This is a genomic window from Sinanaerobacter sp. ZZT-01 (assembly GCF_035621135.1).
In the GTDB taxonomy this organism is placed as follows: domain Bacteria; phylum Bacillota; class Clostridia; order Peptostreptococcales; family Anaerovoracaceae; genus IOR16.
Map to the genome: position 1 here is coordinate 2311736 of NZ_CP141728.1, position 13228 is coordinate 2324963.

General features: G+C 37.5%; 9 protein-coding genes, 2 tRNA genes and 2 pseudogenes. 9 read left to right on the forward strand and 4 right to left on the reverse strand.

Features of this window, described 5'->3' with window-relative positions; genetic code table 11:
* Positions 1 to 53: 53 nt before the first annotated feature.
* Entirely contained in the window at positions 54 to 203 is a 150-nt protein-coding gene (locus tag U5921_RS11015) for a hypothetical protein (protein ID WP_324823302.1), read from the forward strand.
* A gap of 61 nt (positions 204 to 264) precedes the next feature.
* On the opposite strand, the gene U5921_RS11020 is transcribed toward U5921_RS11015, so the two are convergent.
* The 3 genes from U5921_RS11020 to U5921_RS11030 form a co-directional block, all read right to left on the reverse strand.
* Positions 265 to 843: a carboxypeptidase-like regulatory domain-containing protein gene (locus U5921_RS11020; protein WP_324823304.1), complete on the reverse strand. Its 579-nt coding sequence runs from the start codon at positions 841 to 843 to the stop codon at positions 265 to 267.
* Positions 844 to 1362: 519 nt separating this feature from the next.
* Positions 1363 to 1438: transfer RNA gene (locus U5921_RS11025), tRNA-Arg, on the reverse strand.
* Positions 1439 to 1451: 13 nt separating this feature from the next.
* Positions 1452 to 1528 (reverse strand) — tRNA-Val (locus U5921_RS11030).
* A gap of 250 nt (positions 1529 to 1778) precedes the next feature.
* Here U5921_RS11030 and U5921_RS11035 point away from each other — a divergent pair.
* The gene (locus tag U5921_RS11035) at positions 1779 to 2486 is read left to right on the forward strand and encodes a hypothetical protein (protein ID WP_324823306.1); all 708 of its coding nucleotides are present in this window, start codon (positions 1779 to 1781) and stop codon (positions 2484 to 2486) included.
* Positions 2487 to 2555: 69 nt separating this feature from the next.
* Here U5921_RS11035 and U5921_RS11040 read toward each other — a convergent pair whose 3' ends face one another.
* Complete coding sequence (locus U5921_RS11040; RefSeq protein ID WP_324823308.1) at positions 2556 to 3833, reverse strand: AraC family transcriptional regulator; 1278 nt, start codon at positions 3831 to 3833, stop codon at positions 2556 to 2558.
* A 234-nt stretch (positions 3834 to 4067) separates the two neighbouring features.
* On the opposite strand from U5921_RS11040, the gene U5921_RS11045 reads away from it, so the two are divergent.
* From U5921_RS11045 to U5921_RS11075, 7 genes and pseudogenes are all read left to right on the forward strand, one after another.
* Positions 4068 to 5426 carry a uroporphyrinogen decarboxylase family protein gene (locus tag U5921_RS11045; protein ID WP_324823309.1) on the forward strand — a complete coding sequence of 453 codons (1359 nt, stop codon included), beginning with the start codon at positions 4068 to 4070 and terminating at the stop codon, positions 5424 to 5426.
* 102 nt (positions 5427 to 5528) lie between these two features.
* Positions 5529 to 6176 (forward strand): corrinoid protein, encoded by a 648-nt coding sequence (locus tag U5921_RS11050; RefSeq protein ID WP_324823311.1) that lies wholly within the window; start codon positions 5529 to 5531, stop codon positions 6174 to 6176.
* Between the two features lie 42 nt (positions 6177 to 6218).
* Positions 6219 to 7703, forward strand: a pseudogene (gene mttB, locus U5921_RS11055) ([trimethylamine--corrinoid protein] Co-methyltransferase).
* A 71-nt stretch (positions 7704 to 7774) separates the two neighbouring features.
* Positions 7775 to 9184, forward strand: a pseudogene (gene mtbB, locus U5921_RS11060) ([dimethylamine--corrinoid protein] Co-methyltransferase).
* 344 nt (positions 9185 to 9528) lie between these two features.
* Positions 9529 to 10965 (forward strand): Na+/H+ antiporter NhaC, encoded by a 1437-nt coding sequence (gene nhaC / locus U5921_RS11065; protein ID WP_324823313.1) that lies wholly within the window; start codon positions 9529 to 9531, stop codon positions 10963 to 10965.
* A 131-nt stretch (positions 10966 to 11096) separates the two neighbouring features.
* Positions 11097 to 12194, forward strand: coding sequence for an alanine/ornithine racemase family PLP-dependent enzyme (locus U5921_RS11070; RefSeq protein WP_324823315.1), 1098 nt, complete (start codon positions 11097 to 11099; stop codon positions 12192 to 12194).
* Between the two features lie 101 nt (positions 12195 to 12295).
* Positions 12296 to 13219, forward strand: coding sequence for a CobW family GTP-binding protein (locus U5921_RS11075; protein WP_324823317.1), 924 nt, complete (start codon positions 12296 to 12298; stop codon positions 13217 to 13219).
* The last annotated feature ends 9 nt before the right edge of the window (positions 13220 to 13228 follow it).

Sequence of the window (13228 nt, forward strand, 5' to 3'; positions counted from 1 at the left end):
ACCGTATACTTTTCCAGTTTATACACATACTACCTCTGATGGGAGGGATTGATATGGATTTAGGAAATTTAACTTCAAAGGAAATTGGACAAATCATGTCAAAAGGACTTTTGAGAGCGGTACAAGAAGGTGACCTCAGCTCTATTTCCGATGAAGAAAAGCAAAAAATTATTGACTCAAATGTGAATACGAATATGGAATAGAAATATTCATCAGAGCCTTTAAAGGGCCATCCGTGAAGTTGCGCTACGGATGGCCTTTTTCTTATCTTTTTTTAATATTATTTACAGTAGCACTCGCAAAAATTTCTTCAGCTGGAAGGAGGCTGTCGGTTTCACTTGGCCTTAAGCGGAAAGACTGTGTTGTTGTTATACCAGGGAAAATAGGAATATCATAGACAATAACTTCATAGTATCCGGGAGCTTGTGCACTTAAATTCCATATTGTGTAGGGCACTGGATAAGAAGGTGTTTGCGAGAGCTCTTCACTTCGAGTTGGCAGAGGGATGAGGGGAACTCTACCATTTTCATCTGTAAAAGCAACTTGAGACATAAAAAAATTATTACCAAGAGGTTTGCTGATGGTAAGCTTTGTGTTTGGAATGGGCGCTCCATCCAATTCAGAAGCCACGTCAATTTTTAGATATCCTACATTAACTTCGTTCTCTATGTATTGACGATAGATATTACTAATGTATTGGAATATGGGTATTAAACCTGGCTTATTTTCAGGGTTTGGTTCACCTGGAAGGATTAAAGGAGAGCTTTCAGATGGTAACGGGATACTTGGCATGGGGTCTTGTGCTTTCACAGCAAAATTTAATTCTGATTCATCATAAAACATTTACAGTACTCCTTATATCAAGCATTGAATCAATTATTAATATGTATATGATTGAAACTGAAAATGGTGTTTTTCTGCGAAAATATAGATGAAAAATTCATAGGTAATTGTTTGGATAATTTCGGAATGCGCTTTGGCTCAAACTATGAGCTCTTATTCTTTTCGTGATAAATATATGCTAAAATAATGGCACAGATTAAACTAGTACAGTGTGAAATGAAAAATAAATCAGATGGCAGAAAAGCAATCATAAAATAATTCAATATTGAGATTAATAAATAAGCCATTATAAAAATAAAAAATGTCATAGCATTTCCTCCGTAATGATAGATAGAAATTCGAATTTGATTTTTTCTATTTGGTAATTGTAAATATTGAGTTGTATTTCGTGTTGCATTTGTTTGTAAATATCAATAATTTATGCAACATATTACAATTTTTTATTAAATATTTCGAAATATAAAATCAACGCAACCGTTGAAAATAAAAGAGAACCGCTGTTTTCAACGGCTCTCTTGATGGTGAGGCATGAGGGACTCGAACCCCCAACCTGCAGATTCGAAGTCTGAGACTCTATCCATTGAGCTAATGCCCCAAGTTGTTTCATTTGGTGGGCAGTATTGGACTCGAACCAACGGCCTCTTGCTTGTCGAGCAAGCGCTCTAACCAGCTGAGCTAACCGCCCACAACTTTTACTATTATAGCAGATTTATGAAAAAAATCAACATTAAATATTGATTAGAGTATAATTTTTATTCTATTTTAGACGAAATAAAATACGGAATATACGTAGAAAGAAATGGGGAAAAATGAGGCGCATAGATGCTCTTAAAACAAAAATAATAATTCGATTTGTCCTAATTATTATTTAGAAAATTATAAATTGATTGAAAATAGGTACTAATGTCTGTTAACATGGTTGAGAGGTGAGTGCGATGAATCAACATATCATTTCTTTTGCAGTAAGTGATGCAATTGAAAAAGCTAGAAATTATTATATTCAGACATGTGGACTAAGCTTTGAAAAAGATAAACATGTAAGGATGATGCGCATTGCAGAAGATATTTTAAATGAGGGAATAAAAGGATTGCATATGTATGCTTTAATTTCCGAGTTCGGAAAAGAGGTATTAAAAGATAATGCAATGGTTTTGAATGGGGTTACCTTTAGATGCAATGCATTTTCACAGTTGGATCAGGACAAAGTGCTGGCAATTTATCCTTACATCCTTACGATTGGTGAAATAACGACGAAGAGTGACAGCATTTCAGACCAGCTATTTGCAGATATTTGGGGCACTTCTTTTGTGGATGCTGCTAGAGATTTATTACAAGATGAGATTGAGGAACATCTGAAAGAAAAATACAATCGTACGGATATTGTAGTTTCCTCCTCCTTTGGACCAGGGTTTTATGGGATGGATGTAACGATGATGAAAAAGTTTTTTCAAGTTTTGGATGGAAGTAAAGTAGGGGTAGAATTAAAAGGAAATAGTCTTTTGCTTCCTCTTAAATCCTGTGCGGGATTTTATGTTGCCGTAGAAAATAAATGGGTTCTTCCACCTGCAGATTGTCAAAATTGCCTTGGAAATGCAGGCGGCTGTAGTTTTTGTAAGAATAATCCGCAGAAATTATCTTTATAAAAAGATTTTTTATAATAAAATCATATATAAAAAACCACGCATTTGTGTAAATGCGTGGTTTTTCAGTTATTAATGTTGATGCAGCTTCCGATATTCCTTCGGTGTACAAGTTTCAAATTTACGAAATACTTTTGTGAAATAGCTTTGGTCTTCAAATCCAGATTGGAAGGATACGTCAACCACACTGAGATTCGTCTTTAATAAAAGATGTTTTGCTTTATTCACTCTTATCTTACTTAGATATTCTGAAAAGTTCATATGCAGTTCTTGTTTAAAAAGCATAGAAAGGTAGGATGGATTTACATGAAGCTCTTCAGCAATGTTTTGAAGAGTAATTTTTTTTGTAAAATTTTGATTTATATATTGTAAAGACTTTAAAATCAGAGGTGAATTCCCATCATAAATTGAATTTTGAGCTTTGCGGCAGCAAAAGCGTATAAAGCTGGCGGCCACTTCTACCAATTCTTGATAATTATTTACATGATTTAATTCGTGCATATCTTCGTAGTCCAGTTCTACTGTTTCATGAAAATTAGGATCTTGATCTGATAAAGTACGTGAAAGAATTGCATAAATCCCAAGAAATTTAGTTCGAATTGCATTCAAATCGCTGGATTCTAAAATGGAAATACGGTCCATTAAATGATTGAGAATCTCAGCAGCACCTTCACTATCACCGTTTTTTGTTTTTTGAATCAATTCGTTTTCCATATCAAATGGGTATTCCATCGGTGTGTTTTGTTTTTTATAGTTTTGTAATTCTTGAGCGATACGAAGCTGTTCTTTATATTGCCGATTCATCTTCGCATAATCGGTATGTGTTCCGATGGAAGCGAGGACACAATTATTCAATAATAAAGCGAGATGATTAATTTCCTTTGGCGCATAAGATTTCATTTCTTTCAAAAACAACATGAGTTTTAATGATTGTTGTTCTCCTGCACCATTAATTTGAAGCAGCGTAGATAGTGTACTTTCACGAAGCGTTCCCATAATAATAGGACCTGCGATGAAACAGCCAAGAGATTTCCCTTCTACAATCAACGAGACAGCAATTTGAATCAGGCCAATGCGGCAGATGCTGATATAAGGCTCACCTAGTTTTGCTGCAAAATTAGCACAGGATATGAGATTTTTACGGCAGACAGTATTAGATATGTTATACAAATCAGAGTAATTGCATAGTTTCCATTCTGGACAGCATTCCCATAAGATGTTACCTTCATTGTTATAAAAAGTGACTGGCATTTTTGAAATATGACAAAAAGATGTAACGGAATCTTTTAAATAGTCTGAAAGATCAGGGAGCGTTGGTTTTGTAAGGGATGGAGCAACATAATGCTTCAAAATAAACACCTCCGAACTGTAAAATGTGCTAAAAATTAAAATAAATCTTAGGTTTATTTTAGATGAAACCCAAGGGTATTTCAAGAAAAATTTGATGAAATCAAATCTAAATACCAAAATTACTTATAATACTGATATATCTTTCATTTAAAAATATCTAGAATTAAATTGTAAGGAAATATAGAATCAAAAATCTGAATCGAAAAAGCACGTATAAATTAGAGGAGGCTATAAATGGGTAAGGAATTAATTTTTAAGACTCTAAGGCATGAAAAAACGGATTCGGTTCCGTGGGTTCCTTTTGCTGGAGTGCATGCTGGTAAGTTAAAAAACTATACTGCAGAAGAAATTTTAAGAGATGGAGACAAACTCTTTGAAGCTCTAATAGAAGTTTATAAACTTTATGTGCCAGATGGAATGACGACATTATTTGACCTTCAGGTAGAAGCGGAAATTTTGGGCTGCGATTTACTTTGGGCCGAGAATAACCCACCTTCTGTTAAGTCACATCCTTTAAGCGGAGAAAAAGCAATTCCGTGTAAATGCAAAATTCCTAATGAAGAATCAGGCAGAATACCGATGATTTTAGATGTTATGCGTCGCGTGAAAGCTGAAATTGGAGATGAGGTTGCACTTTATGGATTGATTTGCGGACCATTTACTTTGGCTTCCCACTTAAGAGGAAGTGATATTTTTATGGATATGATTTCCGATCCTGCTTATGTTATGGAGCTTCTTGAATTCTGCGGTGAAGTAGCCTGCAAAATGTCAGAGATGTATATTGATGCCGGAATGGATGTCATTGCTGTTGTAGATCCGTTGGTAAGTCAAATTTCTCCAAAACATATCGACAAATTGTTAGCGCCGACGTTTACAGCTGTATTTGACTTTATTCGAAGCAAAGGCGTATACTCTTGCTTTTTCGTATGTGGTAATGCAACAAAGCAGATTGAATCTATGTGCAAAATGAATCCAGACGGTGTTTCCGTTGATGAAAATGTGGATATGGTAACTGCAAAGAAGGTTACGGATCAATATAACATTGCAATCGGAGGAAATATTCCGCTTACGACGACGATGCTTTATGGTACACAGCAGGATAATATGAAATGCGTAATCGATTTGTTAGATAGTTTGGATCATCATAATTTAATTATCAGTCCGGGATGCGACATGCCGTATGACACACCAATTGAAAATACGATTGCGGTAACACAAGCGGTAAAGACACCGGAAGCGGTGCGCGAAATGGTTAAAAATTATGAGGGCGGCGGCTTTGATGATATCAATATTGAAATTCCTGATTATGAAAAACTGGATAAGGTTTTGATTGAACTATTCACATTAGATCCAGAGCAATGTGCAGCTTGTACGTATATGGTAAATCTTGTTGAGGATAACTATGAGGAAATTAAAGACATTGCTGATTACGTTGTTTATAAATATTGCGTAAAAGAAGATATTGCAAGAACCATGAAGATGGGCTTAAAGAACCTTCCGACTATGTGTATCAATGGAGAGCCAAAATGGGTATCCATCATTCCAAGCAAGGAAGAATTAATTGCAGAAGTAAAAAAATACGTTAAAAAATAAATTAGGTACCTGTTTTTAATTTTTTATATATTAAAAAGGACACTTGTCGGCTCTGCGATTTGGAGCCGACAGGGAAGGAAAAGGATTGAGGAGGAATTTTTAATGAGTAGAGAAGCGATTTTAGAAGCGGCAAAAGAATCCATTATGGAAGCAGATGAAGACTTAGCGATGCAAGTATTAAAAGATGCTGAAGCAGAGAAACTTGACGCAGTTGATCTTCTGAGCAATGGATACAGTGCCGGCATGAAAGAATTGGGAGATTTGTTTGGAAGAGGAGAGATCTTTTTACCTGAATTGATCTTTGCAACAGAAGTTATGAAAGCGGTAACAGCAGAGATCGAGTCCAAGATGGATGTGAAAGACACACAGGCAAAGGGAGTTATGGTAATTGGAACCGTAGCAGGAGATGTTCATGACATCGGAAAAGGTATCGTAGCTTCACTTGTCAAGACAAATGGAATTGAAGTATATGATTTGGGAAGAGAAGTACCTGCTGAAGTGTTTATCGAAAAAGTAAAAGAAGTAAATGCGGATTTTGTAGGGAGTAGTGCACTGCTTACAACAACAATGACCGAGCAAAAGAAAATAGAAGAGCTTCTTGTAAAAGAAGGTCTGAGAGATAAAGTAAAAACAATGGTTGGCGGTGCGCCTGTTACAAAGCGTTGGGCAGAAAAGATTGGAGCAGACGCTTACTGTGAAGATGCATCAGATACGGTAAACTTCATTTTAAACTGGATCGAGCAGATGTAATTCATTTATTCGAATGTTTCAAAATGAAAGGGAGGCGAGTCAATGGGTAAATTTACTCATGAAGAAGATATATACGGGTATTGTATACTCCGTAACGAGGACTTAGATGCACTGCATGAATCCACATTGGAGCTTATGGAAGACTATGGATTACAGATTCATGGAAAAGAAGCTTTGGAAATTTACAGTGCTGCGGGCTGCGATGTCGATATGACAAATGACCGTGTTAAGTTCCCTAGAAATTTAGTAAATGATAGTATAGAATCTTGCCCTGCAGAGTTTACACTTTGCGGACGTGACCCCAAGAATGACACCTTAGTAGGCGGTAAAAATGTAGCTTACAAAAACTTTGGTACCGGTGTGCTGATTAAAGACCCGTATACCGGAGAAATTCGTGATACTACAAAAGAAGACTTGGGCAATGTAGCAAGATTTTGTGACGCAATGGACGCTGTTAATGTGTTTTCGATAGCAGTTGCTGCAGGTGACGTAGATCAAAGAGTAAAATCTTTACATGAGGCAGAAATCGTATTTAACAACCTAACAAAAAACTTTGCACACGATTTAGAAGGAAAGAAAAACACACAGCGATTTGTTGATATGGCGGCAGCTATTCAGGGAGGCTATGACAAACTAAGAGAAAGACCAATTATCACCATGGGAGCCTGCCCGAATAGTCCGCTAGAAATTAATGAAAATGAAACGGATATCATTATGTTGTCTGCAAGACATGGGCTGCCGATTGATATTTTATCAATGGGTCTATGTGGCGGAACCACTCCTGCGACATTGGCAGGAACCTTGGTAACAACAAATGCAGAAATTCTCGGAGGAATTGTTCTTTCGCAGATTATTAATAAAGGAAATCCGATTCTTTACGGAAGCTCTACTACCATCATGGATATGAAATCTGCAACCTCTCCTGTTGGAGCACCGGAACATGCAATGTGCGGTGCAGCCGTTGGTCAAATCGGCCATTATTACGGTATACCTACAAATGTAGGCGGGACATAGGGCGACAGCAAATGCCTTGATGAACAGTTAGGTCATGAAAAAACCATGACGTCCATGCTGCCGGCACTGACAGGAAGTAATGTAATTTACGGAATGGGTATGTTGGAAATGGGTATGACAATGAGCTACGAGCAGCTTCTGATTGATCAGGAAATCGTGCATATGATTCGCAGAGTTTTGCAAGGAATTCCTGTCAATAAAGAGACTATCGGTTTAGACACAATTAAGGCAGTAGGACCTGCCGGTAATTATCTATCTCAGAGACATACACTGAAATACATGAGAAAAGAGCTGTCTACGACTAATTTAATCAATCGAAAGATGAGAGAAAATTGGGAAAATGCCGGAGCAAAAGATATGGCACAAGCTGCAAGAGAGCAGGCAATTGAAATTCTTGAAAATTATAAGCCAATCCCGCTTTCAGAGGATGTTAAGAAGAGGATTCGTGACATCGTTGAGGAGGGTGAAGCAGAAGTAAGAGAATTAGCTGCATTTGAAGCGAAGCACAAATAGCTGTTATGGCCGTCTGCTTAGACGCAGATTGGCATTCATAGCATAAATAAATGAAGAAAGGAAGGGATGGCATGAAAGACGAAAAGAAAAAGTTTTTGACTCGTATGGGCGATGGTTCCATTGTTTATATGACAGAAGAAGAAATTCGTGCTGACATAGAAGCCGGTGTACAGGATGCTGTTGTTAGAGGTAAAATTGATCCTCTGACAGAAGAAGAAAAGGAACATCTATATACCATCGTTACCATGCCGGGAAGTATTGTTGGTGTTGAACCTGGAAAGCAAATTGTAATGACAAATGATTCCGGTGCATATAAGATCAACATTAAAAGTCAGATCCCGGTTGTCAAAGAAACAGAAGTTCTAATTTATGAACGAGTATTAGGATGTGATTCGGTTGACGTTGGTAACTCCGATTACAACTATAAAACAGTAAAAGGTGTTGCAAAGCGTGAAGCAAGTGCATTAAAACAAGCTTTAAACGTAAGCACAATGCCTTTATTCTACGGAGCAATGACAAATCTAGGATTCTATACAAAGCCGGATGGTCCGGTTGAAAACTGGGCAGTGTTGTTACCGGAAGGAAAAATCAAGGAAGCATTAACAGCACAGGAGGAAGCCGTAGAGCATGCAGTAAGAGACATCGTTTATTGCGCAGAGCAGATGTATGACGCCGGTGCTGACGGATTTCAGCTGGATACTTCCGGTGCTGCAGGCGATGCTGACTTCTTGGCAGCATTAAAAGCTAGCGAAATTATATCCGAGAAATTCCCTGGAATGGGTGTGGAGCTTGGTATGGCTGGCGAATTTGTACTCGGTATGCATGGTAAGCTAAAGTATGATGATACGCGTTTGGCCGGCCTTTATCCGCATAAGCAGGTTAAGCTGGTTGAAAAAGCTGGTGCAAGTATCTTTGGCGCAGTTGTAAATACAAATTGTAATATGACATTCCCTTGGAATATTGCCAGAGTGTGTACTTTTATCAAAGCTTGTACAGCTGTTGCTGAAATTCCAGTGCATGCAAACGTTGGAATGGGTGTATGTGGTGTGCCGATGTGTGAGATGATGCCAAGCGACATGATTTCCAGAGCTGACAAAGCATTGGTAGAAATCGGAAAAATAGACGGCTTCTAGGTAGGCGTAGGTGACCCTGTAGGAGCTGAAGCTACACATAACATTTCCGCTGGGATGGGCGGTGTACGTACTGCTGGAGATCTGGTTTTACGTATGCAGATTGCCGAAAAGATGAAGATCGACGAAGCGAAAGCGTATGTGGCTGAAAAATTAGGCGTAACTCTTGAGGAGCTTCATGATGTAGTAACAATGACAGATAAGAGAGAGGCTTTACGGATTGGATTAACCCATGTGGAGCCGTGCGCTGAAGAAAATAACGGAATGGCTGCAAAGTTTAGAATTGCAGAGGTTCTCGGAATCAAGATTAATTCAGTTGAAAGATTCAAGGAAAGAGCTGGTTTAAAATAATTTTGCAAGGAGTAGAATTGTTTGAATGAAGCGTTCCAAAGGTCTGGAAACAAAAAATATAAGAATACAGCAAGAACACAACAAGAAATAAGATAAAATACAACCAAGCAGCACGATTCTTCTAAAATATCAGTGCTGTTTGGTTGCATAAAAGAAACGGTTTTGTAAACCGCCTTATAATCTTATCAGTAAATTTTTGTTTTTTCAATATGCGAGTAGAAAAAAATAAAAACGAAGATTACAAACTGGAGAGTAAGGCCCTATTTCAAAATTCCAATTCAATTTCCAAACAAAGTTTTGGGTATAGCATATACGTGTAGCACACATAGGAATAGGAGGAAAATATGGGTAGAAGAATTCCTTTATGGCAAATTTTTATGGTTTTAGCATTTATGGTAGCATTGTTGATGTACACGATTGTGGTTGTAGACGGATATATCCACATCGCGTTAGTGATATCCGGTGCATTTGCAGCAATTGTGGCAATTGCGAATGGGTATAAATGGTCATATTTAGAAAAAGGAATTATCAATAACATTACAAATTCAATGCAAGCACTATTGATATTGCTCACAGTAGGTATGTTGATTGGTACCTGGATTGCCGGAGGTATCATTCAGACAATGATTTATTACGGACTCATGATACTAAATCCAAATATTTTCTTGGTAGCAACGGTACTCATTTGTTGCGTTGTATCATTATCAACAGGGAGCGCTTGGACAACAGCCGGAACTGTAGGAATTGCACTAATCGGAATTGGGACAGCGCTTGACATATCCTTACCGATGACAGCGGGGGCAATTATTTCCGGTGCATACTTCGGAGATAAAATGTCACCATTATCTGATTCAACGAATTTAGCTGCAGCTATGGCAGGTGCAAACTTGTTTGATCATGTGAAACATATGGTATATACCGTTGTACCGTCGCTTACAATTTCTCTAATCATCTTTGGCATTTTAAGCATGGGGCACAGTTCATCAAACGTTGATATGAGTGACGTAACAATATTAATGAACGGACTGAAAGATAATTTCTACATTTCACCAATTCTTTTACTTCCACCGCTATTTGTAATATTAATGGTCGTATTTAAAATTCCTGCAATGCCGGGATTATTTGCGGGTGCATTGCTTGGTGTATTATTTGCAGTCGTTTTCCAAGGCGGTAATTTAGGAGAATTGATTGGTATTGTCATGTATGACGGTTATGTATCCAAAACAGGAATTGAATTTTTAGATGAGCTTTTAACCAGAGGTGGGTTATCATCTATGTTCTATTCTTCGGTATTGGTATTATGTGCGATGGTCATTGGAGGCGTATTAGATGCCAGCGATATGTTGAAAACTATCTGTGAAAAATTATTGCGTTTTTCAAAAAGCACAGGCTCTCTGGTACTGATTGTGTTAGCGACTTGTATTTCTTGTAACATTATTGCTGCGGACCAATATGTTGCGATTGTGCTTCCCGGCAGAATGTTTAAGCAAGAATTTGAAGATCGCCGGTTAAAGAATAAAAACTTATCTCGTTGCTTGGAAGATGCAGGTACCGTAACATCTGCATTGGTTCCTTGGACAACCTGTGGAGCATATATGTCTTCTACATTGGGTGTTGCTACAATCGCTTATCTGCCTTACAGTTTTCTAAATTTATTAAATCCATTCATTTCGATGTTCTATGGTTTCACCGGAATTACAATGGAAAAAATGACAGAAGAAGAATATCAGGCGATTTTAAAGCAGAGAGAGCTGGACGCGGCATTAGCTGCGGTTGAGTAATATAACGTGACAACAAAAATAACTGACACTATACTTTTAATTATACTTTTCAATACTTTTATAAAGAGCGAGAGCATAGTTCTCGCTCTTCACATCTAACTTGGAAGCATGTGCGATAGGGGGTTACAATAATGACAGCATTACAAAAAAAATTTCCTGTGGTTGAAGTAGATTTAGAAAAACTACGGCATAATATTGATGAAGTGGTGAAACGGTGCAACGAAAAGGACATTATGGTTGCAGGAGTCGTAAAGGGGTTTAATGGAATCGTTGAAGCAACAAGACAATTTCAAGAGTCAAATTGCAGTTTTATTGCAAGCTCTAGGTTAGAACATTTAGAAGAAGCAAAAAATGCTGGAATGCAAGGTCCGTTCATGGTTCTACGTGTTCCGATGCTTAGTGAAATACCGGATTTAGTAAAATTTGCAGATATCAGTCTCAACAGTGAACTTGAAGTCATAAAAGAAATCAATAAAGAATGTGTTCAGCAGGAAAAAGAGCATAGCATTTTATTAATGGCTGATTTAGGTGATCTTAGAGAAGGATTTTGGGACAAAGAAACGCTCGTTGAAACAGCTGTTTTTATTGAGAGTAACCTCGATAATGTAACCTTAGCTGGTATCGGTACAAATTTGGGATGTTATGGCTCGATCAATCCAACGGTAGAGAATATGAATCAGCTGATTGAAATTGCGGAGTTGATTGAAGCGAAAATCGGAAGACAGCTGTCAATTATTTCAGGTGGCGGAACGACATCACTTCCGTTGGTTTTAGATGGGACAATGCCGGAAAGAATTAATCATCTTCGAATCGGAGAGGGAATTTCTTTGGGAAAGGATTTACAGGATCTTTGGGGTGTGGATATGAGCTATCTTTATCCAGATGTTTTTACAGTAAAGGCTGAAATTATTGAGCTGAAGAATAAACCGAGTTATCCTATCGGAGAAATTTTTGTTGATTGCTTTGGAAATAAGGGAGAATATATTGATCGAGGAATAAGGAAAAGAGCTCTCTTAGGGTTAGGAAAATTGGATTTTGCGATGAGTGATATGCTGATACCTAGAAAAAAAGGAATTGAAGTGCTGGGAGGAAGCAGTGATCATCTAATCGTTGATATAGAAGAATGCACAGATCAATTAGCAGTGGGAGATATCTTAGAATTTGATGTTCGTTATGCTACAATGATGTATCTTACCGCTTCAAAATACGTTCGAATTGCATGTGTATAAAACAAGAAGCAGAAAGAGCCTGGCTCGTTAGATTTGCTGGACAGCAGGTACAATATTCGTTATACTAATATGTGCAGATTGAAACTATAAGAAGGAGAATTATGATAAAATTAATTCTATTAACAGGGTTTCTTGGAACAGGCAAGACGACTTTGATGAAATCGTTGTTAAAAGCCTTTAGCCAAGAGAAAATTGGCGTAGTTGTCAACGAGTTCGGAGAAGTAAATATTGATGCCGTTTTAGTAAAGCAAGATGGAATTCAAATGGCAGAATTATCGAATGGTTCTATTTTTTGTGCCTGTATTAAAGATTATTTTTTAGATAGCTTGGTAGAAATGGCGAAGCAAAATATTTCCTACTTATTTATAGAAGCTTCCGGATTGGCTGATCCGGCAAATATGCAGCAAATATTAAACACAATTTCAGATAAGACAAAACATATTTATGATTATTTGGGTTCTATATGTGTAGTTGACGCAGAGACTTTTTTGGATCTTTATGAATTGCTACCTGCGCTGCATCATCAAATCGAATACAGCAACACTGTGATTATCAATAAAGCAGATTTGGTGGATGAAAATCAAATCACACAAGTAAGTAGTCAAATTACTGCCATTAATGCGGAAGCACAGCAATGTATCACTTCATTTTGCAGAGTTGATATCAAGGAGATGGTCGACCATTTAAGGCCTGTTTTAATAGAAGCAAAAGAAAGCACAAATACGAGGGAAAATCGTCCAAAATCTTTTGTGTTAAAATCGATAGAACCTATAACACAGGGACAATTACAAGAAATGCTGCAAAAACTTGCACCGTCAGCATATCGAATCAAAGGATTTGTGCTGACCGATCATGGCATCGTCGAGGTGAGTGCGGTAAGAGAACATATTCACATGGTTCCTTGGGATAATGAAACGATTAATATGGAACTTGAAATTGTAGTCATTTCATCGATAGGAATTCGTATGATGAGCTTGATCACAGAGGCAATCGACGGCTCCATAAAAGGAAAAATTATACTATAGATATAAAGA